Origin of the sequence: Streptomyces pactum (assembly GCF_002005225.1) — a bacterium.
Classification (GTDB): Bacteria; Actinomycetota; Actinomycetes; order Streptomycetales; family Streptomycetaceae; genus Streptomyces; species Streptomyces pactum_A.
On record NZ_CP019724.1, the window covers coordinates 5,842,783 to 5,867,936 of the forward strand.

Here is a 25,154-nt window from a genome sequence, read left to right on the forward strand (position 1 = left end):
CAGCGATGGTCGGTGGACTTCTGACGCGTTCCCAGGACGCCGTCACCGGATTCGTCCTCGCCGGGCCCCGGCTCCTCGGGCGCGGCACCGCGCCCGCGGTGGGCGCCGCGGCCGGCGCCGTGGCGGGCACCGCGCGGGCCGGTGTGCGCGGCGCCGACTTCGCGGCGCGCGCGGCACGGGTCGCCCGCGCCGCGCTGCCGGGCGGCACCCGCGACTGGCGGGCCGGGCCCCGGGCGCACCTCGCGCTCCGGCCGGCCGCGACGGAGAAGGTGCGCCGGGCGGGCGGCACGGAACGCGTGGCGCGGCGGGTCGCGGCGGCTCTGGCCGAGCACCCGGACGTGGCACTCGCCTACTGGGACACCGGCCTCGCCCGGCTCGTGGTGACCGCGACCGAGGAGGCACTGAGCGACCGGGTCGTGGACCGGGCCACCGAACTCGCCGAGCGGCACGGACTGACCCGTGCGGACGGACGGGGCGCCCCGGGCGACCCGGTGGAGGAGCTGTCCCACCCCGGCGATCCGGCCTCCGTGCGGGTGGCCGCGACGGCCCTCGGGGCCGACGTGCTGGGCATCGCCGCCGCCGTGACCGGCGCGCGCCTGCGGCTGCCGCCCTCACCCCGGCTGGTCACCGCCGTGGCGACGCTGCTGCGCGAGAACCCGGCCTTCCGCGCCTGGCTGCGCGAACGCCTCGGCGCCCACGGCATGGACGTGGCCCTGGCCGCCGCCAACGCGGCCGTCCACGGCGCCGGCCAGAGCCCCACCTCACTGGTGCTCGACGGGGCGCTGCGCGTCTGCCAGCTCACGGAGGCGGTGACCCGGACGGCGGCCTTCGAAGTCGTGCACGACCGGCTCTGCGCCCCGGGCCGGGTCAGCCTGCCCGCCGGCCCCGCCCTGCGCCCGCCGCTGCGCAGTTCCCCGGCGCAGGACTACGCCGCCCACGCCTCCACCGGCAGCGTGGCGGGCGCCGCGGCGACGCTGCTGGTCAAGCACGACGTGGCCGAGGCCGCCGAGGCGGTGCTGGCCGGTTCGCCCAAGGCCGCGCGCTACGGGCCCGCCGCGTTCCACGCCGTACTGACCGCCGCGCTGTCCCGTACCGGCGTGCTCGTCCGCGACCCCGAGCGGCTGCGGCAACTGGAGTCGGCGGCCACCGTCGTCCTGCACCCCAGCGCGTTGCGGGCGCCGGACGCGGGCGCCGACCCGTGGACCGAGGACGTCCTGGACGCGGCGCGGCGCGCGGGCCTGCGCGTGGTGATGGTGGAGGACCCGGCGCTGGCCGACTTCACCGGCCTCGCGGACCAAGTGGTGACCGCCGGCAGGCCGTTGCGGGAGGTCGTGGACGGACTGCGGGCCGAGGGCGGCGTCGTCACCGTCGTACGTCCCCGGCCCGGCGACGACGCGTCGGTGGCGGCCGGGCTGCTGGGCGGGGACGTGGCCGTCGCGCTGGCCGACGGGGACAGCCCGGTGGCCTGGGGCGCGGACGTGCTCGCGCCGCAGGGTCTGGCCGACGTGTGGCGGTTGCTGCGGGCGGTGCCGGCGGCCCGCGCGATCGGGCGCCGGTCGCAGACGCTGGCCCGGTCCGGGGCCGCGCTGTCCGGGCTGCTGGTGGCGGTCGGCGAGGCGCGAGGCAACGGCAAGGGCGGTGGCGGGGGTTCGGCGCTGCCGGGGCTGCGGCACGCGCCCGTCGACGTGAGCGCGGCGGCGGCCCTGCTGTCCGGGACGCGCGCCGCCCTCGGCGTGGCCGTGGCCCGCGCCCCGCACCCCCGGGCGCGGGTGGCCTGGCACACCCTGGACCCCGCCGGCGTACGGGAACGACTGGCGCGGGAGGAGGAGCCGGAGCCGTCCCTCGCCGAGCAACTGACGGCCAGGGCGCGCGCGGCGGCCGACCGGGCGGGCCGCGTGCCCGTCCTCGCCCCGGTGAAGTGGACGTGGCAACTGGGACAGGCCGTGCGGGGCGAACTGGACGACCCGCTCACCCCGGTGCTGGCGGTCGGTTCGGCGGCCGAGGCGATCCTCGGCTCCGTCATGGACGCGCTGCTCGTCGTCGGCGCACTGGACCTGAACGCGCTGGTCGGCGGCTTCCAGCGGCTGCGGGCCGAGCGGGCGCTGTCCGGGCTGCTCGCGCAGCAGAAGCAGAAGGCGCGGGTCGCCGAGGAGGAGACGCACGACCCGTCGGCCGAGCCACGGGTCATGGACGCGGCCAAACTCCATCCGGGTCACATCGTCGACCTCAAGGCGGACGACGTCGTACCGGCCGACGCCCGGCTGCTGTGGGAGGACGGCCTGGAGGTGGACGAGTCCGCGCTCACCGGCGAGTCGCTGCCGGTGGACAAGTGCGTGGACCCGGTGTCGAACGCCCCCGTGGCCGAGCGGCACTGCATGGTCTTCGAGGGCACGACCGTGGTGGCCGGCCGCGCCCAGGCCGTCGTCGTGGACACCGGCGAGCACACCGAGGCCGCCCGCGCGGTGTCGCTGGCCGCCCGCACGCCCTCGGCGGCCGGGGTGCAGGCCCGGCTCCAGGAGCTGACCCGCAAGGCGCTCCCGCTCACCCTCGCCGGCGGGGCCGCGGTGACCGGTCTCTCGCTGCTGCGCGGCACGCCGATCCGGCGGGCCGTCGCCGGCGGTGTGTCGGTGGCGGTGGCCGCGGTGCCCGAGGGGCTGCCGCTGGTGGCGACGGTGGCGCAGCTCGCGGCGGCCCGCCGGCTCAGCCGCCGCGGCGTCCTCGTGCGCACCCCGCGCACGCTGGAGGCGCTGGGCCGCATGGACACCATCTGCTTCGACAAGACCGGCACACTCACCGAGAACAGGCTGCGGCTGACGCGGGTCGCGGGCGCCGACGGCACGGTCCGCAAGGCGGGTGACCCGGACGCCGCCGACGCCGTGCGGATCGCCGCGCGGGCCTGCCCCCGCCTGAACGGCGACGGCGCCCGCCCCACCCACGCCACCGACGAGGCCGTACTCGACGCCGCGGGGCCGGACCCGGAGTGGACGCAGGAGGAGGGCCTGCCCTTCGAGACCTCGCGCGGCTACGCCGCCGCCGTCGGGCGGGACGGCGACGGGGCGCCGGTGCTGGTGGTCAAGGGCGCCCCCGAGACCGTGCTGCCCGCCTGCGCCGACCTGCCGTCGCACACCTCCGAGGTGGCGCAGGGCCTGGCCCGCGACGGGCTGCGCATCATCGCGGTGGCCTCCCGCCCCCTGCGCCGGGGCGAGAAGGCGGCCGACGTCCTCGAACAGCAGCCGGAGAAACTGGAGTTCACGGCGATGCTCGGGCTGGCCGACGTGGCCCGCGAGACGTCCCCGGCGCTGGTGCGCGGGCTGCGCGAGGCGGGCGTACGGCCCGTGGTGCTGACCGGCGACCATCCGCAGACCGCCCACGCCATCGCCGTCGACCTGGGCTGGCCCGAGGACGCGGTGGTGGTCACCGGCGACGAACTCGCCGCCGCGGACCGCACGGCACGTTCCCGCATGCTGCGCGACGCGGACGTCGTGGCCCGGGTGGCGCCCGAGCAGAAGCTCCAGGTCGTGGAGTCGCTGCGGGACGCCGGGCGGGTCGTCGGCATGGTCGGCGACGGCGCCAACGACGCCGCGGCCATCCGCGCCGCCGACATCGGCGTCGGCATCAGCGCCCGCGGCTCGGCCGCCGCCCGCAACGCCGCCGACCTGGTCGTCACGGGCGAGGACCTGCTGGTCCTGGTGGAGGCGGTCCGGGAGGGCCGGGCGCTGTGGCACAGCGTCGCCGACGCCATCGCCATCCTGATCGGCGGCAACGCGGGCGAGGTCGGCTTCGGCATCCTCGGCACCGTTCTCGGCGGCGCCGCCCCGCTGTCCACCCGCCAGATGCTGCTGGTCAACCTGTTCACGGACCTGTTCCCCGCGATGGCGGTGGCGGTGACGGAGACGGGGGACCCCGAGCAGGAGGAGGACGACGCGGGCACGCCGCTCGGCACGGCGGTGCTGGGCGAGCCCCTGCTCCGGCAGATCCGGCACCGGGCGATGACCACGGCCCTCGGCGCGACCGCGGCCTGGCTGCTGGGCCGCTTCACGCCGGGCACGGGGCGCCGCTCGACGACGATGGCCCTGTGCGCCGTGGTCGGCACCCAGCTCGCCCAGACCCTCGCCGACCGCCGCGGCAGCCGCCTGGTCCAGGTCACGTCGCTGGGCTCCGCCGCCGCGCTGGTGGCCCTGGTGCAGACCCCGGGCGCCAGCCAGCTCTTCGGCTGCACGCCGCTGGGCCCGCTCGCCTGGGCGGGCGTGGCCGCGGCGATCGTCCTGGCCCTGGCGGGACAGCGGGCGCTGCCGCGGGTGGAGGAGGCGGTGGTGAGGTACTGGCCGAAGGTGGCGGAACGGCTGCCGGCCCTCGCGCGCTGAGCCCGGCGCTGGCGCCGGAGCCGCAGCCGTGGCCGGAGCCGTGGCCGGAGCCGGAGCCGCAGCCGTGGCCGGAGCCGGAGCCGTGGCCGGGAACGCCGCCCGCTACCGGCCGAGCGGCACCCCGTGCTCGTCCGCGAAGGACCGTCGGCACAGACCGTGGCAGAAGCCGTAGAGGACCCCTTGGTGCACCAGCGTGAGGGGGGAGTCGGCGAGGTCGACACTCATGCCGCAGACCGGGTCGATCAGCCGGCCCCGCGGCGGCTGTGGTGCCGGACGTGAGGCGGTGTGGTCGCGGTAGGGGCGCGAGACGAGTTCCGTGAGGTCCAGGCTGCTCATCGCCTTGCCGTGGATCCCGATACCGCCCTCGGAGACGCCGTCCACGAGGATCACGGCGTCCGGTTCGCGCCGCACCCGCTCCGGGTCGCGGCCGGCGGCCCGTTCGGTCTCGGCCAGGACGCCGGTGACGATCTCCACCGTGTAGCCGCTCATCTCCTTGCGCCACGATGCCGGGACGGTGACCCGTACCAGGTAGCGGGGCGGGTCCGCCGGGTCCGCCGTCGGCCGCCGGCCGAGGACCCAGGTGGCGGGTTCGTGCACGAGCACCTGGGTGATCGCGCGCTGGGCCTCGATGATCTCGATGGCGTGGCTGTCGTCCTCGACCATGAGCGTGTCGACGAGCCGGTGCGCCAGCGCCTGCCGCTCCTCCTCGCTCAAGGCCCCCTTGGGCACGAAAACCTCGATCAGCAGCATCCCGCATCCTTGTCCCGTGGCCGATTGCTGAGGTACGGCCCACTGTGCGCCGTGGAGGTGCGCGCGGCCATCCGCCGTGCGGACGACGTCTGCACTGCTACCGGGGGAGCAGCCGGGACGCCGTCCTGATGCCCAGGGCGCGGGACTACGGCCCGGGTGCGGGACTACGGCCCGGGCGCGCCGACCGCGGGCTCGGTCGGGCGCTCACCCCCGCCGCCGCGGCACCACGAGCACCGCCCCGCGTGCGTGACAATGGAGGAATGTCCACGCCCACCACGCCCGCCCCCAGCACCACCGCCCGGCCCTTGCGGGTCGGCCCGCACACCGTCGCGCCGCCCGTCGTGCTGGCGCCGATGGCCGGGATCACCAACGCGCCCTTCCGCACCCTGTGCCGGGAGTTCAGCGGGGGCAAGGGCCTGTTCGTGAGCGAGATGATCACCACCCGGGCGCTGGTCGAGCGCAACGAGAAGACCATGCAGCTCATCCACTTCGACGCGACCGAGACGCCGCGCTCGATCCAGCTCTACGGCGTCGACCCGGTGACCGTCGGCAAGGCCGTCCGCATGATCGCGGAGGAGGACCTCGCCGACCACATCGACCTCAACTTCGGCTGCCCCGTGCCCAAGGTGACCCGCAAGGGCGGCGGCTCGGCCCTCCCGTACAAGCGGAACCTGCTGCGGGCCATCGTCCGCGAGGCCGTCACCGGCGCCGGCGACCTGCCGGTCACCATGAAGATGCGCAAGGGCATCGACGACGACCACCTCACCTACCTCGACGCCGGCCGCATCGCCGTCGAGGAGGGCGTGAGCTCCATCGCCCTGCACGGCCGCACCACCGCCCAGCACTACGGCGGCACCGCCGACTGGGACGCCATCGCCCGCCTGAAGGAGCACGTCCCGGAGATCCCCGTGCTCGGCAACGGCGACATCTGGTCCGCCCGGGACGCGCTGCGGATGGTGCGGGAGACCGGCTGCGACGGCGTCGTGGTCGGGCGCGGGTGCCTGGGGCGGCCGTGGCTGTTCGCCGACCTCGTCGCCGCCTTCGAGGGGCGTACCGACGCCTACGTGCGGCCCACGCTGCGCGAGGTCGCCGACGTGATGGTCCGGCACGCCACCCTGCTCGGCGAGTGGATCGGCGACGAGGCGCGCGGCGTCATCGACTTCCGCAAGCACGTCGCCTGGTACCTCAAGGGCTTCGCGGTCGGCTCCGAGATGCGGGGCCGGCTCGCGATCACCTCCTCCCTGGAGGCACTGCGGGCCGGCCTCGACGAACTCGACCTCGACCAGCCCTGGCCCACCGGCGCCGACGGACCCCGCGGCCGCACCTCCGGCAACAACCGCGTGGTCCTGCCGGACGGCTGGCTGAAGGACCCGTACGACTGCGCGGGCGTCGGCGAGGACGCGGAGCTGGACACCTCCGGCGGCTGATCAGTCCTCGGTGGGGTGCGGGGTGGAGCCGTAGGCCGTCAGGAAGCGGTCGCGGAAGGAGCTCATCCTCCACACCGGGGCGTCCCGGGCGGGCTCGAGCCCCTCCGTCCAGTTCCAGCCGTCGATCGCGTCGAGCACCTCCGGGTCCCTGGCGACGATCGAGACGGGGACGTCCCGGCTCGCCTTGTCGCCGCTGACGCGCGTGATCGGCTGGTGGTCGCCGAGGAAGACCAGGACTGTGTCGTCGGTGCCGTAGCGCTCCAGCCACTGGACGAGGCTGGTGATCGAGTACTCGACCGACTTGCCGTACTGCTCCTTCGACCGGGTGGAGTCCGCGATGACGTCGGACGCCCGCACACCCGACGCCTCGATGCCGTCGAACACCGAGCCGTCGCCGATCTCGTCCCAGCCGACCATCTCCGGGAGCGGCGCCCAGGGCTGGTGGCTGGAGGTCAGGATGATCTCCGCCATCAGCGGCTTGTCCCGCTCCCTGCCGTGTTCCAGGCGCTGGAACGCCTCCAGCGCGTACTGGTCCGGCATGGTCGACCAACTGAACTTCGGTCCCTCGTAGCCGACGTCGAAGGCGTCGTAGACCTTGTCGAGCCCGTACCACTCGGCCTCCGGCCAGGCCTTCTGCACGCCCGGCATGACGCCGACGGTGTCCCAGTCGCCGGTCTTCCCGAACGCCTTGGTGAGCGTGAGGTGGTCGCCCGCGGTGACGGTGCGGTAGCGCTGCTGGTTGTCGACCCACAGGCCCGACATGAACGTGGAGTGGCCGAGCCAACTGCTGCCGCCGTACGTCGACGACGTCAGCCAGCCGCTCCGCGCCCCGAAGCCCGCCTCGGCCAGCGCCTCCGCCCCGGTGTCGAGGGTGCGGCCGACACCCGGTGCCATGACCGGGTCCTCGAGGGCGCTGCGGCCGTAGCTCTCGATGAACGTGAAGATCACGTCCTTGCCGCGCAGGTCCGGCACCAACTGCGCGCCGGGCGTGGCACCGAAGCGGTCGGCCTTCGCCTCCTCGGCGAAGGCCGCCTCGTCCCGCAGCGTGTCCACCACCCGGTGCGCCTGCGCTTCGAGCGCCCCGGAGGCGCTCCTGGTGGCGACCGGCACGCCGAAGGTCTGCACGCCCAGCGCCACGCAGGTCATCCACACGGTGGCCGCCATCAGCGCGCCCCGGGCCGCCCGCTCCCGGTGCGCGGCGAGCAGCTCGCCGAGCCGGACCGCCGCGAGCGCCGTGAGCGCCGGCAGGAGCAGGACCCCCAGGACGGCGCCCACCGCGGCCCAGGCCGCCGCCGCCCCGCCCATCGAGTCCGCCACGTACGACCGGGCGTCGTCCAGCAGGCCCCAGTCGAGGACGACGTTGAAGCCGCGCCCCAGGTACTGGGTGAAGCCCATGTCGAGCAGGTTCAGCACGGTCAGCGCACCGAGGCCGGTCCCGAGGAGCGCCGCCAGCACCAGGCGCGGTACGCGCGGCAGGCAGAGCAGCAGCACCGTCCCGATGACCGCCTCCGCCGGGATGCGCGCGAACCGGTTGGGCTCCAGGGCGACCAGGGTGTTCGGCAGCAGCAGTGCCCCGAGTACGAGGACGGCGGCGAGGGCGGTCGTGGTCCGGCGGACCGCGAGTGCGGCGCGGGGGTGCCGGGTGCGCCAGGCGCGCCAGTGGGCCAGGCGGGCCTGGAGGGCCCGGAGTGGCGGGAGCGAGGGGGCTTCGGGTGTGTCGGGGTCCTCGGCGGTCCGCGGCGGCCGGCGGAAAGGCGTGATGACAGGCACCCGGAGGTCCTTCCGTACGTAGCCCGGTGGACGGCGGGCCCGGCGAGGGGGCCGGACCCGCCGCACTCTCGTACGTCCGCCGTGAGCGGTGTGTTCAGCACGGGCGCGAACGCGTCCGCATGGTGAAATCCCGCGGCCTGTGGCAGCGTGATTCTCGCCACCCCTGATAGAGGTAGCGCTCAGATGAGCGGATCTTGGGCGACTCCACTTCCTCAAGGTGTGGCACTGAGTGCCATAGCTTGATCGTTCATCGATCGAACTCAAACGAAGGGAACAGCGCTCATGCGAGCGCCAGGTGACGCTTTCGGGAGAGCGTCCGTTCAAGAAGTGAAAACATGGTTCGTCGCTCGCTTGCCAAGCCTTGACTTTCGATCCGCTGGCGGACGAGTGGTTACAGGCGCATGACGCGCAAGTGGACGTACCCAGGTGCCTTTGATCTGGGTACATTCCTCGCCGTCAGGGCAGCCACCGCGTCCTCGAGGAGTCGAGACCCGTGTCGGAAAACAAAGATCCCCAGGTAGCGAACGCAGCGAAGTTCGTTTACGACTTCACCGAGGGCAACAAGGACCTCAAGGACCTCCTCGGCGGCAAGGGCGCCAACCTCGCCGAGATGACCAACCTGGGCCTTCCGGTCCCTCCCGGCTTCACCATCACCACCGAGGCCTGCAAGACCTACCTCGACAGCGGCGAGGAGCCGGCGGCACTGCGTGACGAGGTGAGTGCGCACCTCGACGCCCTCGAGGCGAAGATGGGCAAGAAGCTCGGCCAGGCCGACAACCCCCTCCTCGTGTCGGTCCGCTCCGGAGCCAAGTTCTCCATGCCCGGCATGATGGACACGGTCCTCAACATCGGCCTCTCCGACAAGTCGGTGCAGGGCCTGGCCAAGCAGGCCGGCGACGACCGCTTCGCCTGGGACTCCTACCGCCGCCTGATCCAGATGTTCGGCAAGACCGTCCTCGGCGTCGACGGCGACCTCTTCGAGGAGGCGCTGGAGGCGGCCAAGGCGGCCAAGAAGGTCACGGTGGACACCGAGCTGGAGGCCGCCGACCTCAAGAAGCTGGTCACCAAGTTCAAGAAGATCGTCAAGACCGAGGCCGGCCGGGACTTCCCGCAGGACCCGCGCGAGCAGATGGACCTCGCCATCAAGGCCGTCTTCGACTCCTGGAACGGCGAGCGCGCCAAGCTCTACCGCCGCCAGGAGCGCATCCCGCACGACCTCGGCACCGCCGTCAACGTCTGCTCCATGGTCTTCGGCAACCTGGGTCCCGACTCCGGCACCGGCGTCGCCTTCACCCGCGACCCCGCCTCCGGCCACCAGGGCGTCTACGGCGACTACCTCCAGAACGCCCAGGGCGAGGACGTCGTGGCGGGCATCCGCAACACCGTCGCGCTGGCGGAGCTGGAGTCGATCGACAAGAAGTCGTACGACCAGCTCATGCAGATCATGGAGACCCTGGAGAACCACTACCTGGACCTCTGCGACATCGAGTTCACCATCGAGCGCGGCCAGCTCTGGATGCTCCAGACCCGCGTCGGCAAGCGCACGGCGGGCGCGGCCTTCCGCATCGCCACCCAGCTCGTCGACCAGGGCCTCATCGACGAGGCGGAGGCCCTCCAGCGCGTCAACGGCGCCCAGCTCGCCCAGCTCATGTTCCCGCGCTTCGACGACGACGCCAAGGTCGAGCAGGTCGGCCGGGGTATCGCCGCCTCGCCGGGCGCGGCGGTCGGCAAGGCCGTCTTCGACTCGTACACCGCCGTCAAGTGGTCCCGCTCCGGCGAGAAGGTCATCCTGATCCGCCGCGAGACCAACCCCGACGACCTGGACGGCATGATCGCCGCCGAGGGCATCCTGACCTCGCGCGGCGGCAAGACCTCCCACGCGGCCGTCGTCGCGCGCGGCATGGGCAAGACCTGTGTCTGCGGCGCGGAGGAGCTGGAGGTCGACACCAAGCGCCGCCGGATGACCGTGCCCGGCGGGCACGTCGTCGAGGAGGGCGACGTCGTCTCCATCGACGGCTCCTCCGGCAAGGTCTACCTCGGCGAGGTCCCGGTCGTGCCGTCGCCGGTCGTCGAGTACTTCGAGGGCCGCATGCACGCGGGCGCCGAGGACGCCGACGAGCTGGTCGAGGCCGTGCACCGCATCATGGCCTTCGCCGACCGCAAGCGCCGGCTGCGGGTGCGCGCCAACGCCGACAACGCCGAGGACGCGCTGCGCGCCCGCCGCTTCGGCGCCCAGGGCATCGGCCTGTGCCGCACCGAGCACATGTTCCTCGGCGACCGCCGCGAGCTGGTGGAGCGGCTGATCCTGGCCGACACGGAGGCCGAGCGCGAGGAGTCGCTGAAGGCGCTGCTCCCGCTCCAGAAGCGGGACTTCGTCGAGCTGTTCGAGGCGATGGACGGCCTGCCGGTCACCGTCCGCCTCCTGGACCCGCCGCTGCACGAGTTCCTGCCCGACATCACCGAACTGTCGGTGCGCGTCGCGCTCGCCGAGTCGCGCCAGGAGCCGCACGAGAACGAGCTGCGCCTGCTCCAGGCCGTGCACCGCCTGCACGAGCAGAACCCGATGCTGGGTCTGCGCGGCGTCCGCCTCGGCCTGGTGATCCCCGGCCTGTTCACCATGCAGGTACGGGCCATCGCCGAGGCCGCCGCCGAGCGCAAGGCGGCCAAGGGCGACCCGCGTGCCGAGATCATGATCCCGCTGGTCGGCACCGTCCAGGAGCTGGAGATCGTCCGCGACGAGGCCGACCAGGTCATCGCCGAGGTCGAGGCCGCCACGGGCGCGAAGCTGAAGCTGTCCATCGGCACGATGATCGAGCTGCCGCGCGCCGCGCTGACCGCCGGCCAGATCGCCGAGGCCGCCGAGTTCTTCTCCTTCGGCACCAACGACCTGACCCAGACCGTGTGGGGCTTCAGCCGCGACGACGTGGAGGCCAGCTTCTTCACGGCCTACCTGGAGAAGGGCATCTTCGGCGTCTCCCCGTTCGAGACGATCGACAAGGACGGCGTCGGCTCCCTGGTCGCCGCCGCCGCGCAGGCCGGCCGCGCCACCCGCCCCGACCTGAAGCTCGGCGTCTGCGGTGAGCACGGCGGCGACCCGGAGTCGGTCCACTTCTTCCACGAGGTCGGCCTGGACTACGTCTCCTGCTCCCCGTTCCGGATCCCGGTGGCCCGGCTGGAGGCCGGCCGGGCGGCGTCGCGGTCGAAGGGCAGCGACCACCGCTAGACACCCCACGGGGCGAAGACCCCGGAGCCGCCGTCTGTCACCCGACCACCCTCACCGATCGGCGGCGGCTCCGGTTCACCGGAAAGGGCGGCACCCTGTGCGGGGGTGCCGCCCTTTGTGCCGTGCCGTGCCGTGTCGTGCGCCGTGCCGTGCCGCGCCTGTGCCTGTGCGCCGCGGGTGCGGGCTTCGTGCCGGGCCTTTGTGACGTGTTCGATGGTGTGAATTCCTGTGTGCTGAGCAGCAGCAATCTGTCAGCGGAGTTTGGGAGCCCGGCAGCGGACAGCGGCCGACACCGGAACGGTGGTTGGATGACCTCGACGGAGCACAGGGAACCGGCCGGCACGACCGCCCCGCGCGGGAGCGAGGAGGGTGACGCCCCCGCGGTGCCGAGCCCCCGGGCCGCCGCCGAGGCCAAGGTGGCCGCGGCGGGGCCCCCGGTTCGCCGGGACCGGCTCGCGGCGCTCGACGGACTGCGGTTCCTGGCGGCCCTGGCCGTGGTCTTCTTCCACTTCGTCGGCCAGGTGCCCACCACGATGCAGACCATCTGGGGCCGCCCCGTCGGGGACGTCTTCCCCGAGGCCCACGGCTACTTCGCGTTCGGCCGGCTCGGCGTCGAACTGTTCTTCCTGATCAGCGGTTTCGTCATCTGCATGAGCGCGTGGGGACGCACCCCGCGCGACTTCTTCATCTCCCGGGTCACCAGGCTGTACCCGATGTACTGGGCGGCGATCGCGATCACGGCGTGCGTGATCTACTTCGCCGACAACCCGTTCGGACACCCGCACCCGCGCGTGCTGTTCGCCAACCTCACGATGCTGCAGACCCCGCTCGGAGTGGAGCACCTCGACTCCGTCTACTGGACGCTCTGGCCCGAGCTCTGCTTCTACCTCACCTTCGCGGTGGTGGTGTGGAAGGGCCTGACCTACCAGCGGGTGGTGATCTACTGCGGGCTGTGGACGGTCGCCGCGGTGCTGGCACCCGGTGCCGACATCCGGCTGCTGACGCTGCTGGTCAACCCGCCGTCCGCCCCGTACTTCATCGCGGGCACGGCCTTCTACCTCATGTACCGCTACCGGCCCACGCCGCTGCTGTGGGGCATCGTCGCCATGTCGTGGCTGGTGGCGCTGCACTACCTGCTGACGCCCGACGGGGGCCGCCTCAACTGGGACTCCTGGTCGCCGGGGCGCGGCTGGCTGGTCCTGGTGATCACGGTGTTCTTCCTGCTGATCGCCGCCGTGGCCCTCGGCTGGACCCGTTGGATCCGCTGGCGCGGGCTGACCGTCGCGGGCACGCTGACCTTCCCGCTGTACCTGCTGCACGACGCGATCGGCGTGAACGTCCTGCACCGCTTCGGCGACCGTGCCGACCCCTGGGTCGTGGTCGGGCTCACCGTGGCCGGCCTGGTCGCGCTGTCGTACGTCGTGCAGCGGTTCGTCGAGCGTCCGGTGGCGCGGGCCATGCGGCGCCGGCTGAGCAGCGCCGCGTTCAGCCTGAAGCCGCCGGCACCCCGCCGCTGAGCGGACGGAGCACCGACGGCCGTACGCGGTGTCAGCCCGCGCCGTCGCTCCGGCGCCGACGCGCGGCCAGCAGCAGTCCGCCGCCCGCGAGCACGACGGCCGCGCCGCCCGCCGCGAGGTACGGCGTCGTGTCGTCGCCGCCGGTCTCGGCCAGGTCGGTGCCCTGCTGCCCGGCGGCCTCCTCGGCGCCGGCGTCGCCGGTCCCGGAGTTCTCCTCGGTCCCGGAGTTCCCGGAGCCGGCCCCGTCGTCGGCGTCCTTGTCGCCGGCGGGCACGAAGTCCGCGGGCGGCCGGTCGCAGCCGACGCCGTCCTTGTCGCGGTCCAGGTGCTCGCCGTAGTGCTCGTCACCCTTCTCGATGTCGGAGTATCCGGCGTCGTACGCCTCGGTGCAGTTCTTGAACGGGTGGTTGCCCTCGTGTGCCTGGGCGGCGGTCGGCAGGGCGGCCAGGGCCAGCGCGGCGACGGCCACGGCGGTGGCGGCGGGCTTGCGGAGCAGGTTCATCGAAAGTGGTCACGTCACGTTCGCGTCACGAGTCCTTCATATCGCCACCACATCTACTGCACCTCAATAGCTTCGTCACCTCATATGCGCCATCCACACCGTTCCCGGTGACCGGACGGTAGCTCTCCGCTCCGGAGTGCCGGGCGCGTACGGTGAGTGGGGTCCGGACCAGGGAAGGAGCCGCGGATGACCGGCTGGAACGCGGGCGACATGCCCCACCTGGACGGGCGCGTCGCCGTCGTCACCGGCGCCAACAGCGGCCTCGGCTACGTCGTGGCCCGGGAACTGGCGCGCAAGGGGGCGAGCGTGGTCCTCGCCTGCCGCAGCGAGGCGCGGGGGAGGGCGGCCGTGGAGCGCCTCGTCGGCGAGGTGCCGGACGCCGCCGCGGAACTGGCGCGGCTGGACCTCGGGGACCTGGCCTCCGTCCGGGAGTTCGCGTACGGGCTGCCCTACGACCGGGTCGATCTCCTCGTCAACAACGCCGGGGTGATGGCGCTGCCCTACGGCACGACGGCGGACGGCTTCGAGACCCAGTTCGGCGTCAACCACCTGGGGCACTTCGCGCTCACCGGGCTGCTGCTGCCCGCCCTGCTCGCCACGCCCGGGGCCCGGGTCGTGACCGTCTCCAGCTTCCTGCACGCGCTGGCCAACATCGACCCCCGGGACCTCAACAACGTCCGGCGCTACGGGCGCTGGACCGCCTACGCCCGCTCGAAGTCCGCCAATCTGCTCTTCACCCACGAACTGGCACGCCGGCTCGCGGCCCGGGACGGCGCCTGGGACGTGCGTGCGGTCGCCGCCCATCCGGGGTACGCGGAGACCAACCTGCAGACCGCGGGACCCCGTGCGGAGGGCCGCCGGGTCGCCGAGCGGCTGATGGTGCTCGCGGGCCGGGCCGTCGCCCAGCCCGCCGAGGCGGGCGCGCTGCCGGTCCTGTACGCGGCGACCGCGCCCGGCGTCCCCGCCGACTCCTTCACCGGCCCGTCCTTCGCGATGTGGCGCGGGGCGCCCGCACCGTCCTGGCGGGCGCCCTGGACCACCGACGACGCACTGGGGGAGCGGCTGTGGGCCGCCTCCGAGCGGCTGACGGGTATCACGTACGAGGCGCTGAGGGCCTGAGCGTCCGGGGGCGGCTCAGCGGTCCACCGCCACCGCCGTGAACGTCGTCTCCGGCGTCTGCGGGCTGGTGAAGCGCGCGTTGACGAGGTAGAGGCGGTCGCCGAATCGGGCGGCGGTGGCGGGGACGTCGAAGCGGGGGCCGGCCGGGATCAGGCCGTCTGCCCGCCGTCCACCACCAGGTCGGTGCCCACCACCGACGCCGCGTCGTCCGACGCCAGGTACAGCACGGCCGCCGCGACCTCCGCCACCGCCGACACCCGGCCGAGCGGCGTCTCACCGCGCATGCGCTCGGCCCGCTCCGCCTCCGTCTCGCCGGGCCGCAGGGACATGGAGGTCGCCGTGGCGCCCGGGCTGACGGCGTTGATGCGGACCCCGTCCGCGATGTGGTCCAGGGCGGCGCCCCGCGTGAGCACCGAGACGGCCGCCTTGGTGGCCGCGTAGGCCGTGGCGCCCGGGCTGCGCTTGTGGGCGCCGAAGGTGGAGGCGATGTTCACGATGGCGCCGCCGCCCGGCTGGGTGCGCATCTGGCGGACCTCCGCCCGGAGGGCGAGGAACACGCCGGTGACGTTGGTGTCGAGCTGCGTGTGCCAGTCCTCCTCGGGCAGATCGGCCACGGGGACGCCGCCGCGGAAGACGCCCGCGTTGTTGACGGCGACGTCGAGGGAGCCGAAGCGGTCCACGGCGGCGTCCACGACGGCCCGTACGCCGGCGGGGCGGGAGACGTCGGCGGTGACGGCCAGCGCCTTGCCGCCCGCCGCCTCGATCAGGGCCACCGTCTCGTCGAGCGGCTCACGCCCGCGCCCGGCGACGACGACGTGCGCGCCCTCGGCGGCCAGGGCCAGGGCGACGGCCCGTCCGATGCCGGAGCCCGCGCCGGTGACGAGGGCGGTCCTGTCGGTGAAGCGGTTGGTCATGATCTCCCCTGATTCTTGACCGAAATTCTTGACCGAACGGTTCAGTATGAGGGCGGGCGAAAAGGTCTCGCCGCCCGTTGCGCGGATCAGTCGAGCAGTGCCAGTGCCTGTTCCGCCGCGTCCCGCACCCGGGCCGGGTCCGCGGACGCCTTGCCGACCACCCGCAGCCCCTGGAGCAGTACCAGCAGCATGCGGGCGAGGGTCAGCGGGTCGCGGCCGGCGGGCAGTTCGCCCTGGGCGCGGGCCCGGACCAGTGCCGAGTGCAGCACGGTTTCGAGCTGGTCCCAGTTGCGCTCGACGCGCCGTGCGGCGACCTGGTCGTGCGGGGCCAGCTCGGCGGCGGTGTTGGTGACGAAACAGCCGCGTTCCCGCAGCTCCGCGGCGGTCGCCTCGGCGGCGTAGCGGCGCACCAGGGACCGTACGCCCGGCAGGGCAGGGCCCGGCCGGGCGAGTTCCTCCAGCAGTTCCGGGAGCAGGCCCTGCTCATAGCGCTCCAGGGCCTTCAGGTACAGCTCGCGCTTGTTGCCGAAGGTCGCGTAGATGCTGGCGCGCCCGATGCCCAGATGCCCGACGAGGTCGGACATCGACGTCGCCTCGTATCCGCGCCGCCAGAACAGCTCCAGGGCTGCCCGCAGCGCGGCGTCCGGATCGAACTCCTTGGTCCTGGCCACGCGCCGCAGCCTAGACCTTTCTGGAACGATCAGTCAACGAAGGTGCGGTCAGGCGGCCTTCACCTCGTACGTCTCCACCCGCACCGCCGCGTCGTCCAGGCACTCCCCGGTCGCCAGGTCGAAGCGCTGCTTGAGCAGCGGGGAGGCGACGAACGGGCGGCCCTGGTGGGTGCCGGTCAGGCCGCGGGAGAGGACGGCCGCTCCGGTGAACGGGTCCCGGTTGTCGATGGCGTACAGCTCGCCGCCCCGGTCACGGAACAGGGCCACCTGGCCGCCGTCCGGCAGCAGGGCCGCGACGCCGCGGCCCGGGAGCAGGGCGCCGAGGTCGCAGGCCGTGAACCAGTCGTCCGTCAACCGGAGCCGGACCTTGAGGCCGGTCGTCTCGGGTGCCAGAGACTCGGGTGCCAGGGTCATCGCCGGGTGCTTCCTTCCAGGAGGTCTTCCTCGGTGCGCCGCAGGCCGATGGTCAGCAGCGGCAGGTCGGGCTTCATCTGGTCGCGCTCGGGCACGAAGCCCACGACCGGGTCGGGGGTGTCGGGCGCGTTCACGAAGGACACGAACCGGGCCAGCTTCTCGGGGTCGTTGATGGTTTGCGCCCACTCGTCGCGGTAGTGCGAGACATGGGCGGACATCAGGGACTCCAGCTCGTCGCAGATGCCGAGCGAGTCGTGCACGACGACGTCCCGTACGTGGTCCAGGCCGCCGGGGACGCGCTCCAGCCAGGTGGAGGTGCGCTCGAGCTTGTCGGCGGTGCGGATGTAGAACATCAGGAACCGGTCGATCAGCCGGACCAGTTCGGCGTCGGAGAGGTCCTGCGCGAGCAGGTCCGCGTGGCGCGGGGTGGCGCCGCCGTTGCCGCCGACGTAGAGGTTCCAGCCGTTGGACGTGGCGATCACGCCGAAGTCCTTGGACTGGGCCTCCGCGCACTCGCGGGCGCAGCCGGAAACGGCCGACTTCAGCTTGTGCGGGGACCTGAGCCCCCGGTAGCGCAGCTCCAGGTCGATCGCCATCCGCACGGAGTCCTGGACGCCGTAGCGGCACCAGGTCTGCCCCACACAGGACTTCACCGTCCGCAGCGACTTCCCGTACGCGTGCCCGGACTCGAAGCCGGCGTCCACCAGCCGCGCCCAGATCACCGGCAACTGCTCGACGCGGGCGCCGAACATGTCGATGCGCTGGCCGCCGGTGATCTTCGTGTAGAGCCCGAAGTCGCGGGCGATCTCGCCGATGACGATCAGTTTCTCCGGGGCGATCTCGCCGCCGGGGATGCGCGGGACGACCGAGTACGAGCCGTTCTTCTGGAGGTTGGCCAGGAAGTGGTCGTTGGTGTCCTGGAGCGCGGCCTGCTCGCCCTCCAGGACGTAGCCGCTCGCGCCGATCGCCGGGGCGAGGGAGGCGATGATCGAGCCGACCGCCGGCTTGCAGACCTCGCAGCCGTCACCGCCCCGCGCGCCCTCGCGGCCGTGCCGGTCGAGGAGGTCCCGGTAGGAGGTGATCCGCAGGGCGAGGACGATCTCGTACAGCTCCTCGCGGGTCTGGGCGAAGCAGCCGCACAGGCCCTTGTCGACCTCGACGCCGCTCGCCTCCAGCTCGGCGGTGACCAACTGGCCGAGCACCTTGACGCAGGAGCCGCAGCCGGTGCCGGCCTTGGTGCACTTCTTCACCTCGGGCACGGTCGTGCAGGAGTGCTCCGTCACCGCACCCCGGATGGTGCCCTTGGTGACGTTGTGGCAGGAGCAGATCACCGCGTCGTCGGGCAGCGCGGACGGGCCGAGCTGGGCCGGGGCCCCGGCGCCGGCGGGCAGCACGAGGGACTCGGGGGAGACGGGCGGGACCGAGCCGGTGAAGGCGCGCAGCGTGCCGTAGGCCTCCGCGTCGCCGACCAGGATCCCCCCGAGCAGCGTGCCGTCGCGGCCGACGACCAGCTTCTTGTACAGGCCCGCGCGGGAGTCGGAGTAGACGACGTCCAGGCAGTCCTCGGCGGTGCCGTGCGCGTCGCCGAAGGACGCCACGTCCACGCCGAGCAGTTTGAGCTTGGTGGACAGGTCGGCGCCGGTGAAGGACGCCTCGTCGGCGGCGATCGTCGCGGCGGCCGTCTCGGCCTGCTCGTATCCGGGGGCCACCAGCCCGTACACCCGCCCGTCGGCCGCCAGCGCGCACTCGCCGATCGCGAACACGTGCTCGTCGGTGACCGTGCGGCACTGCTCGTCGACGCTGATGCCGCCGCGTTCGCCGACCGCCAGTCCGCAGTCGCGGGCCAACTGGTCCCGGGGGCGGACACCGGCGCTGAACACCACCAGGTCGGTGGCGAGTTCGGAGCCGTCGGACAGCTTCATGCCGGTGACCGCGCCGTCCTCGCCGACCACGATCTCCTGCGTGCCGACGCCCGTGTGGACGGACAGGCCCATGTCCTCGATGGTGCGCAGCAGCGCCGCGCCGCCGCCCTCGTCGACCTGGACCGGCATCAGCCGCGGCGCGAACTCCACGATGTGCGAGGTGAGTCCGAGGCCCTTGAGCGCGCCGGCCGCCTCCAGACCGAGGAGCCCGCCGCCGACCACGGCGCCGGTGGTGGCGTTCTTCGCGTACCCCTCGATCGCGAGGAGGTCCTCGATCGTCCGGTAGACGAAGCAGCCGTCGGCGTCCTTGCCGGGAACCGGCGGCACGAAGGGGTACGAGCCGGTCGCCAGCACCAGCACGTCGTAGCCGACGACCAGCCCGGAGCGGGAGGTCACCCTGCGCGCGTCCCGGTCGACGCTCTCCGCCGGGTCGCCGACGCGCAGTTCGATGCCGTGCCGCTCGATGAAGGCCATGTCGGTCATCGACAGGTCCTCGGGCGTCTTCCCCGAGAAGTACGAGGTGAGCTGGACGCGGTCGTAGGCGGGGCGCGGTTCCTCGCACAGCACGACCACGCGGTGCGTGGCGGTCAGGCCGCGCTCGGCGAGCGCTTCGAGGAAGCGCTGGCCGACCATGCCGTGGCCGACGAGGACGATGGTGGGGGTGGGCCCCGGGGTGGCGGTCATCAGGAGCCTCCGTCATGGGTGAGCAGGTGGAGCAGGGGGCCGCCGTCGGACGGGAGCGGCTCTGCTCCCTCCCAGGCGCGCGCGAGCGCGCCGACGGTGCCGAGTTCGCCGACCAGGACCCCGCCGACCAGCCGGTCGTCGCGGACGACGACCTTGCGGTAGGTGCCCCGGGTGGCGTCGGCGAGCTGCACGACGTCGTCGCCGGGGCGGGGGTCGGTCTCGCCGAACGCGGCCAGGTCGAAGGGGCTGTCGGGCCCGAAGGGGCTGCCGGGTCCGGTGAGGGTGAGCCGGGTCAGCGCGCGGGTGCCGGTGTAGCGGGCGGTGCCGCTCCCGGCGAGCAGCTCGGCCAGCGCGCCGGCCTGTTCGAGGGCGGGGGCGGCCAGCCCGTATACGCGTCCCGCGTGCTGGGCGCAGTCGCCGACGGCGCGGATGTGCGGGTCGGAGGTGCGCAGCTCGTCGTCGACGACCACGCCCTCGGCGACCTCCAGCCCCGCCGCCTGCGCGAGACCGACGCGCGGCCGGACCCCGCAGGCGAGGACGACCAGGTCGGCCCCGAGGGCGTACCCGTCGGCCATCTCCACCGACCGCACGGCTCCGCCGACGCTGCGCACGTCCCGCACCCGGCACTCGGTGTGCACCTCGACGCCGAGGTCCTCCAGATGTCGCCGCACGAGCGCGGAGGCGGCCGGGTCGAGCTGGCGTTCCATGAGCCGCTCGGACTGCTGGGCGAGGACGACCTGGGCGCCGCGCACGGCGAGCGCGCGGGCGGCGGAGACCCCGAGCAGCCCGCCGCCGATGACGACGGCCCGCACCCCCGTCCGCAGCGCCTTGGACAGGCCCAGGCAGTCGTCCATCGTCCGGAACGCGTGCACGCCCTCGGGCAGTTCGCGATCCGGGGTGAACAGGCCGCGCAGGGGCGGCAGCACGGCGTTGGAGCCGGTGGCCAGGACCAGCGTGTCGTAGGCGATCAGGGAGCCGTCGGCGCACTCCACGGTCCGCCCGGCCCGGTCGATGCCGGTGACCCGGGCGCGGGTCAGCCCGGCCGGCGCGGGCAGGGCGATCACCTCGGGGCTGTACCGTCCGGCCAGCACCTCGGCGAGCAGCACCCGGTTGTACGGGCGGTGCTCCTCGTCGCCGACGACCAGCGCGGGCGTGCCGAGCTCACCGAGCCGCCGGGCGAGCGTCACGCCCGCGAGTCCGGCGCCGATCACCACCACACGCGTATTCGAGGTCATGGCACCGAGCGTGCGGTGCGGGTGTTACCCGGTGGCATCGCGTCTGTTTCCCGCGGGGAACGCTGCCCTCAGCGGGGGCGGGGGGTGGGTGTGAGGGCCGCGGGCGGGCGACGGGGCCCTGGTGGGCGAGCCGGTCGGCGCCGTCGGACGCCCGGGGCCGCCGGTGCCGGGCGGGGGAACCTCAGAAGTCCCTCAGCTCGATGGACGGCACATCCATCCCGTCCTTAAGGTCGCGATCATGCCCGACATATCGCTGACCACGGTCGTCCTGCTGTGCCTCGCGGCCCTCGCGGCCGGCTGGATCGACGCCGTGGTCGGCGGCGGCGGGCTCCTGCTGCTGCCGGCGCTGCTGCTCGGGCTGCCCGCCGGGACGCCGGCCGCGCACGCGCTCGGCACCAACAAGGCGGTCGCCATCGTCGGCACCACGGGCGCTGCGGTGACATACGCCCGCAAGGCGCCCGTGGACGTGCGCACGGCCGTCCGCATCGGGCTCGCGGCGCTGGCCGGATCGTCGGGCGGGGCCTTCTTCGCGGCCGGGATGAGCACCGAGGTGCTCAAGCCGGTGATCATGGTGGTGCTGCTCGCGGTCGCGGCCTTCGTGATCCTGCGCCCCGGCTTCGGCACCGCCCCCGCCACCGGCCCGGCCACCCGCCGCCGGATCCTCGCCGCGATCGGCCTCGCGGGCCTCGGCATCGGCTTCTACGACGGCCTCGTCGGCCCCGGCACCGGCACGTTCCTCGTGCTGGCGCTCACCGCCGTCCTCCACCTGGACCTGGTGACCGCCTCCGCCACCGCGAAGATCGTCAACTGCTGCACCAACGCGGGCGCCCTCGCCACCTTCGCCTGGCAGGGCGCCGTGCTGTGGCAACTGGCCGCTCTGATGGCCGTCTTCAACCTCGCCGGGGGCATGTTCGGCGCGCACACGGCCCTGAAGAAGGGCAGCGGCTTCGTCCGGGTCGTGCTGCTTACGGTCGTCTTCGCGCTGGTGGCCAACCTGGCGTGGGAGCAGTGGGTGGCCTAGGCGCCCTCGCCCCGCCGCAGGTCCAGCAGTTCCACCATCCCGGTCGGGTCCTCCTGCCCGTGCCCCTCGGCGAGCCACCGCTCCATCAGCTCCGTGTAGGGCGTCAGCAGCTCCGCGCTCACCCCCTGCTCCTCGGCCGTGCGCAGCAGCGTCGCGTTGCCCGCCACCTGCATGGCGAGGTTGGAGACGACGTTCTTGCCGTAGTCACCGCTCTCCAGTTGCTCGGCGGCCAGGTGGGCCGAGCCGGTCATCGCGCCGAGCCACGACACCAGCAGCGGCGCGAAGTCCTTGGGGGCGATGTCCTCGGGGCCGATCAGCGCGAAGGCGTGCGTGATGCCCGCGAACATGCCGCTCATCGCGCTCAGCAGCGCCACGTCGTGCAGCGCCGCGAACCCCGGGTCCTCGCCGACGTACCGGGTGCCGGCCGGGACGGCGAGGGTGTCGCGGTGCTCCTCGAAAGGGCCGGGGGAGCCGCTGTAGAAGACGAAGCCGCCGGAGCCGGCGTCCCCGATCATCGGCGGTACGGCCATGATCCCGGCGTCCAGGAAACGGGCGCCGCGCGCCTCGGCCCAGGCGGCGCGGGCGCGGCCCTGGGCCGGCGTGCCGGTGGTGAGGTTCACCAGGTCCCGCCCGGTCAGGTCGGCTCCGTCGAGGGCCTCGCCGACCGTGGCGTCGTCGAGCAGGCAGACGATCACCAGGCGGCTCGCGGCCACCGCGTCGGCCGCGCTCGCGGCGACCGTCGCGCCGTCGGCGGCGAGGGCCTCGGCGCGGGCGGGGGTGCGGTTCCAGACGGTCACGGGGTGTCCGGCGGCGAGCCAGGCGCGGACCAGGGCGGTGCCCATGGCGCCGGCGCCGAGGACGGTGAGCGGAATACGGGGAGCGGATGTCTTGTCGGTGATGGTGACGGTGTCGATGCTGGCGTCAGTCATGGTGATCAGACTCCGCCGGGGGGAACCGCCACTCAAGTACGCACTTGGGAGTGGGTGGTTACCCCGGGGAAAGAGTCCAGGCAGCGGACGGGGACGGGGAGACGGGTATGGGGACGGCACGGCGGCCGGGAGCGTACGTCTGCGGGATCGACGCGGCGATGGACGTGATCGGCGGCAAGTGGAAGGGGCTCATCCTGTGGGCGCTGAACGAGCGGCCGTACCGCTTCGGCGCCCTGCGCCGGGAACTGCCCGGCGTGACGGAGAAGGTGCTCACCGCGCAGCTCAGGGAGCTGGAGGCCGACGGCGTCGTCCACCGCGAGGAGTACGACGAGGTGCCGCCGCGCGTCGAGTACTCGCTGACCGCCCGGGGCGTCGCCCTCAACGAGGCGCTGGCGCCGCTCGGCGCGTGGGGCAGGGCGAACGTGCTGGACGTCTCACCGGCCGCCGGTCAGGTGCGCGAAGACGACCACGTTGCCCTGGTAGCCGGTACCGCGTGAGTAGTCGCCGCCGCAGGTGATGACGCGCAGCTCGGGCCGGCCGGCCGCGCCGTACACCTTCTCGTCGGGGAAGTCCTTGGCGGCGTACACCTCCACCGCGTCCACGGTGAACACCGCGACCCCGCCGTCGCGCCGGTCGACCTCGATCGTGCCGCCCTTCTCCAGGGCGCCGAGCCGGTAGAAGACGGCGGGGCCGTCGGCGTTGTCGACGTGCCCGGCGACGATCGCGGTGCCCGTCTCACCGGGGGTGGTGCCGGCCTCGTACCAGCCGGCCAGGTTCTCCTTCTCGGCGGGCGGCACGTCGAGGCTGCCGGACGGGGTGAGGCCGAGGCCCGTCATCGGGGCGTCCACGCCGATCGCCGGGATGCGGATGCGGTCCGGCGGGGAGGGCGGCAGCGCGGGTGCGGCGGCGGCCTCGCCGGCCTGCCCGGTGCGGGCCTGGGCGGCGGAGGGCTGCGGCGGGGCCTCGGTGCGGGTACCGCCGAGCACCAGCCACGCCCCGGAGCACAGGGCGAGCGCGGTGACGGCCGCTATCGCGGTGTTGCCGACCCTGCGCATGACGTCCCCTCTCCTCGGGTCCCTCGGAAGGCCCCTGCCCCCTCCGGGCCGCGAGGGGCGTCGGACCCGGAGGGGGTGGGGAAGTGCGGTACCGGCTGACGGGCAGCGGAGGGTGCCCGTCAGATCCCGTCGCCTCTCGCCCGGCGATGCAGGAGCCAGGTACCGCCCGCGGCGGCGACGGCCAGAGCCGCCACACCGGCCGCGGTCTGCACGGGATCGGGGCCAAGAGCGCCGCCGACCCCCGTCTTCACGCTTCCTTTCGGATACACCTGCGCACCGGCCGAGGCGAGCGTGACCACCAGGTCGCCGGTCACCCGCAGACCGCTCCCGCCGCAGGTCGCGACGATCTCGTACGTCCCCGGCTGCGCGCTCGGCGGCACCTCGAAGCGGCCGGCCGTCCCGCCCTCGTCCGGCGCCAGCGGGAACGTACCGGCGCCCACGGCGCTGGCGTCGCCCGCGGCCGAACCGCCCTCGCCGCACGCCTCGGTGGTCGCCACGGCCGGTTCTCCCGGCACGACCGAGGACGGGTAGACCTCCAGGCGACCGGTGGCTGCGGCCTCCCCGGCGTGGGCGGACGCCGGGGAGGCGAGGCCGACGGCCGCGACGGCGAGCGCGGTACCGGTCAGCAGGCGGGCGGTACGTCGCATCGGTGCTCCTTCGAGCTCTTCGGTGGCCTCTGCCCTACCGAGGAAAGTCGCACCGGACGCGCCCCGCTCCCCGAAGATGCGCCGGGATTGGGATGAACGGGTGTCGGCCGCGGCTCCGGCGGGTCCACGCGGGGCGTCGTTTCGGCAGGTCACCGGCGTGTGGCCGGCGGGTGCCGGAAAAGATCCCGAAGGGCGGGAGGCGAGGGTGTGAACGGGTGACCGGTGCCTCCGGACGGACCCGTCGGCGTCCCGGCTTGACCTCGACAAAGGTTGAGGTATCAGGCTGGCCGCATGACCACAACGACCGCTCCGCTCCATGTGACCCTGCTCGTCGGCAGCAACCGCCACGGCCGCTTCGGCCCCGTCGTCGCCGACTGGCTCCTGGACCACCTCCGGGCCCACGACGACCTGGTGCCGGAGGTGGTGGACGTCGCCGGGACCGACCTGCCCACGACCTTCGCCCCGACCCCGCGGGCGACCGCGGCACTGGCGGAGATCACCCCCAGCCTGGCGGGCGCCGACGCGTTCGTCGTGCTCACCCCCGAGTACAACCACTCGTTCCCGGCGGGCCTGAAGAACGTCATCGACTGGCACTTCACCGAGTGGCGGGCCAAGCCCGTCGGCCTCGTCTCCTACGGCGGTCTGGCCGGCGGCCTGCGCGCCTCGGAGCACCTGCGCCAGGTCTTCGCCGAGCTGCACGCCGTCACCGTCCGCGACACCGTCTCCTTCCACAACGCGGGCGCCTCGTTCGACGACGCGGGCAGGCTCAGGGACCCGTCGGGACCGGACGCGGCGGCGAAGACGATGCTCGACCAACTGGTGTGGTGGGGGCGGGCCCTGCGGGAGGCGAAGGAGAAGCGGCCCTACGGCGACGGGTGACCGCGGGGCCGTCGGCCCCACGCGACGGCCGCCCCGGTGAGCTTCACCGGGGCGGCCGTGCTGGGCCTGCGTGCCGGGCCTGTAGGACAGGCCTGCGGATGGGACCTGCGG

At 73.7% G+C, this 25,154-nt stretch carries 19 protein-coding genes and 1 pseudogene; 8 read left to right on the forward strand and 12 right to left on the reverse strand.

The annotated features are described in order from the left end of the window. The first annotated feature begins 5 nt into the window (after positions 1-5). The gene (locus B1H29_RS24970) at positions 6-4,364 is read left to right on the forward strand and encodes a cation-translocating P-type ATPase (RefSeq protein WP_055416806.1); all 4,359 of its coding nucleotides are present in this window, start codon (positions 6-8) and stop codon (positions 4,362-4,364) included. Between the two features lie 102 nt (positions 4,365-4,466). On the opposite strand, the gene B1H29_RS24975 is transcribed toward B1H29_RS24970, so the two are convergent. After that, positions 4,467-5,114, reverse strand: coding sequence for a YHS domain-containing protein (locus tag B1H29_RS24975; protein ID WP_055416805.1), 648 nt, complete (start codon positions 5,112-5,114; stop codon positions 4,467-4,469). Positions 5,115-5,374: 260 nt separating this feature from the next. Here B1H29_RS24975 and dusB point away from each other — a divergent pair, with 260 nt between their 5' ends. Beyond that, positions 5,375-6,541 carry a tRNA dihydrouridine synthase DusB gene (dusB, locus tag B1H29_RS24980; RefSeq protein WP_055416804.1) on the forward strand — a complete coding sequence of 389 codons (1,167 nt, stop codon included), beginning with the start codon at positions 5,375-5,377 and terminating at the stop codon, positions 6,539-6,541. Here the strand turns inward: dusB and B1H29_RS24985 are convergent, their stop codons facing one another. Further along, positions 6,542-8,311 carry a hypothetical protein gene (locus tag B1H29_RS24985; protein ID WP_055416803.1) on the reverse strand — a complete coding sequence of 590 codons (1,770 nt, stop codon included), beginning with the start codon at positions 8,309-8,311 and terminating at the stop codon, positions 6,542-6,544. Positions 8,312-8,804: 493 nt separating this feature from the next. Between B1H29_RS24985 and ppdK the strand changes: the two genes are divergently transcribed. Both ppdK and B1H29_RS24995 read left to right on the forward strand, forming a co-directional pair. After that, positions 8,805-11,534, forward strand: coding sequence for a pyruvate, phosphate dikinase (gene ppdK / locus B1H29_RS24990; protein ID WP_055416802.1), 2,730 nt, complete (start codon positions 8,805-8,807; stop codon positions 11,532-11,534). A 308-nt stretch (positions 11,535-11,842) separates the two neighbouring features. Beyond that, positions 11,843-13,051, forward strand: coding sequence for an acyltransferase family protein (locus tag B1H29_RS24995; RefSeq protein WP_055416801.1), 1,209 nt, complete (start codon positions 11,843-11,845; stop codon positions 13,049-13,051). Positions 13,052-13,082: 31 nt separating this feature from the next. Here B1H29_RS24995 and B1H29_RS25000 read toward each other — a convergent pair whose 3' ends face one another. Then, a complete protein-coding gene (locus B1H29_RS25000; RefSeq protein ID WP_055416800.1) occupies positions 13,083-13,553 on the reverse strand; it encodes an excalibur calcium-binding domain-containing protein in 471 nt (156 codons plus the stop codon). A 186-nt stretch (positions 13,554-13,739) separates the two neighbouring features. Between B1H29_RS25000 and B1H29_RS25005 the strand changes: the two genes are divergently transcribed. Further along, positions 13,740-14,672, forward strand: a complete 933-nt coding sequence (locus tag B1H29_RS25005; protein ID WP_055416799.1) for an oxidoreductase — start codon at positions 13,740-13,742, stop codon at positions 14,670-14,672. 15 nt (positions 14,673-14,687) lie between these two features. On the opposite strand, the pseudogene B1H29_RS39495 reads toward B1H29_RS25005, so the two are convergent. The 6 genes and pseudogenes from B1H29_RS39495 to B1H29_RS25030 form a co-directional block, all read right to left on the reverse strand. Continuing rightward, a pseudogene (locus B1H29_RS39495) lies at positions 14,688-14,810 on the reverse strand (superoxide dismutase); the annotation flags it as partial. A gap of 11 nt (positions 14,811-14,821) precedes the next feature. After that, on the reverse strand, positions 14,822-15,586 hold the full coding sequence (locus tag B1H29_RS25010) for an SDR family NAD(P)-dependent oxidoreductase (protein ID WP_055416798.1): 765 nt from the start codon (positions 15,584-15,586) through the stop codon (positions 14,822-14,824). 86 nt (positions 15,587-15,672) lie between these two features. Next, positions 15,673-16,257, reverse strand: coding sequence for a TetR/AcrR family transcriptional regulator (locus B1H29_RS25015; protein WP_055416797.1), 585 nt, complete (start codon positions 16,255-16,257; stop codon positions 15,673-15,675). A 48-nt stretch (positions 16,258-16,305) separates the two neighbouring features. Continuing rightward, the gene (gene nirD, locus B1H29_RS25020; RefSeq protein WP_055416796.1) at positions 16,306-16,671 is read right to left on the reverse strand and encodes a nitrite reductase small subunit NirD; all 366 of its coding nucleotides are present in this window, start codon (positions 16,669-16,671) and stop codon (positions 16,306-16,308) included. Next, positions 16,668-19,277 (reverse strand): nitrite reductase large subunit NirB, encoded by a 2,610-nt coding sequence (nirB, locus tag B1H29_RS25025; RefSeq protein WP_055416795.1) that lies wholly within the window; start codon positions 19,275-19,277, stop codon positions 16,668-16,670. Before nirB ends, nirD begins: the two co-directional genes overlap by 4 nt. Then, positions 19,277-20,512 carry an NAD(P)/FAD-dependent oxidoreductase gene (locus B1H29_RS25030; RefSeq protein WP_055416794.1) on the reverse strand — a complete coding sequence of 412 codons (1,236 nt, stop codon included), beginning with the start codon at positions 20,510-20,512 and terminating at the stop codon, positions 19,277-19,279. Before B1H29_RS25030 ends, nirB begins: the two co-directional genes overlap by 1 nt. Before the next feature lie 238 nt (positions 20,513-20,750). Here B1H29_RS25030 and B1H29_RS25035 point away from each other — a divergent pair, with 238 nt between their 5' ends. Continuing rightward, positions 20,751-21,533, forward strand: a complete 783-nt coding sequence (locus B1H29_RS25035; protein WP_055416793.1) for a sulfite exporter TauE/SafE family protein — start codon at positions 20,751-20,753, stop codon at positions 21,531-21,533. On the opposite strand, the gene B1H29_RS25040 is transcribed toward B1H29_RS25035, so the two are convergent. Further along, positions 21,530-22,462 carry an NAD(P)-dependent oxidoreductase gene (locus B1H29_RS25040; RefSeq protein ID WP_199832278.1) on the reverse strand — a complete coding sequence of 311 codons (933 nt, stop codon included), beginning with the start codon at positions 22,460-22,462 and terminating at the stop codon, positions 21,530-21,532. The two genes, B1H29_RS25035 and B1H29_RS25040, sit on opposite strands and share 4 nt — an antisense overlap. A gap of 107 nt (positions 22,463-22,569) precedes the next feature. On the opposite strand from B1H29_RS25040, the gene B1H29_RS25045 reads away from it, so the two are divergent. Next, positions 22,570-22,959, forward strand: a complete 390-nt coding sequence (locus B1H29_RS25045) for a winged helix-turn-helix transcriptional regulator (protein ID WP_055416792.1) — start codon at positions 22,570-22,572, stop codon at positions 22,957-22,959. Here the strand turns inward: B1H29_RS25045 and B1H29_RS25050 are convergent. Both B1H29_RS25050 and B1H29_RS25055 read right to left on the reverse strand, forming a co-directional pair. Next, positions 22,897-23,517 (reverse strand): class F sortase, encoded by a 621-nt coding sequence (locus B1H29_RS25050; protein ID WP_055416791.1) that lies wholly within the window; start codon positions 23,515-23,517, stop codon positions 22,897-22,899. The genes B1H29_RS25045 and B1H29_RS25050 overlap by 63 nt on opposite strands. 119 nt (positions 23,518-23,636) lie before the next feature. Then, positions 23,637-24,164: a hypothetical protein gene (locus B1H29_RS25055; protein ID WP_055416790.1), complete on the reverse strand. Its 528-nt coding sequence runs from the start codon at positions 24,162-24,164 to the stop codon at positions 23,637-23,639. A 291-nt stretch (positions 24,165-24,455) separates the two neighbouring features. On the opposite strand from B1H29_RS25055, the gene B1H29_RS25060 reads away from it, so the two are divergent. Next, complete coding sequence (locus B1H29_RS25060; RefSeq protein ID WP_055416789.1) at positions 24,456-25,043, forward strand: NADPH-dependent FMN reductase; 588 nt, start codon at positions 24,456-24,458, stop codon at positions 25,041-25,043. Positions 25,044-25,154: the final 111 nt, after the last annotated feature.

What these genes read in the sequence shown, in the direction of transcription:
- B1H29_RS25060 (WP_055416789.1), top strand. Translation starts at nt 24,456, where the DNA reads ATGACCACAACGACCGCTCCGCTCCATGTGACCCTGCTCGTCGGCAGC.
- nirB (WP_055416795.1), bottom strand. Translation starts at nt 19,277, where the DNA reads ATGACCGCCACCCCGGGGCCCACCCCCACCATCGTCCTCGTCGGCCAC.
- B1H29_RS25030 (WP_055416794.1), bottom strand. Translation starts at nt 20,512, where the DNA reads ATGACCTCGAATACGCGTGTGGTGGTGATCGGCGCCGGACTCGCGGGC.
- B1H29_RS24970 (WP_055416806.1), top strand. Translation starts at nt 6, where the DNA reads ATGGTCGGTGGACTTCTGACGCGTTCCCAGGACGCCGTCACCGGATTC.
- B1H29_RS25055 (WP_055416790.1), bottom strand. Translation starts at nt 24,164, where the DNA reads ATGCGACGTACCGCCCGCCTGCTGACCGGTACCGCGCTCGCCGTCGCG.
- B1H29_RS25005 (WP_055416799.1), top strand. Translation starts at nt 13,740, where the DNA reads ATGACCGGCTGGAACGCGGGCGACATGCCCCACCTGGACGGGCGCGTC.
- B1H29_RS25045 (WP_055416792.1), top strand. Translation starts at nt 22,570, where the DNA reads ATGGGGACGGCACGGCGGCCGGGAGCGTACGTCTGCGGGATCGACGCG.
- dusB (WP_055416804.1), top strand. Translation starts at nt 5,375, where the DNA reads ATGTCCACGCCCACCACGCCCGCCCCCAGCACCACCGCCCGGCCCTTG.
- B1H29_RS25035 (WP_055416793.1), top strand. Translation starts at nt 20,751, where the DNA reads ATGCCCGACATATCGCTGACCACGGTCGTCCTGCTGTGCCTCGCGGCC.
- B1H29_RS25000 (WP_055416800.1), bottom strand. Translation starts at nt 13,553, where the DNA reads ATGAACCTGCTCCGCAAGCCCGCCGCCACCGCCGTGGCCGTCGCCGCG.
- B1H29_RS25050 (WP_055416791.1), bottom strand. Translation starts at nt 23,517, where the DNA reads ATGCGCAGGGTCGGCAACACCGCGATAGCGGCCGTCACCGCGCTCGCC.
- B1H29_RS24975 (WP_055416805.1), bottom strand. Translation starts at nt 5,114, where the DNA reads ATGCTGCTGATCGAGGTTTTCGTGCCCAAGGGGGCCTTGAGCGAGGAG.
- B1H29_RS24995 (WP_055416801.1), top strand. Translation starts at nt 11,843, where the DNA reads ATGACCTCGACGGAGCACAGGGAACCGGCCGGCACGACCGCCCCGCGC.
- B1H29_RS25040 (WP_199832278.1), bottom strand. Translation starts at nt 22,462, where the DNA reads ATGACTGACGCCAGCATCGACACCGTCACCATCACCGACAAGACATCC.
- nirD (WP_055416796.1), bottom strand. Translation starts at nt 16,671, where the DNA reads ATGACCCTGGCACCCGAGTCTCTGGCACCCGAGACGACCGGCCTCAAG.
- B1H29_RS25010 (WP_055416798.1), bottom strand. Translation starts at nt 15,586, where the DNA reads ATGACCAACCGCTTCACCGACAGGACCGCCCTCGTCACCGGCGCGGGC.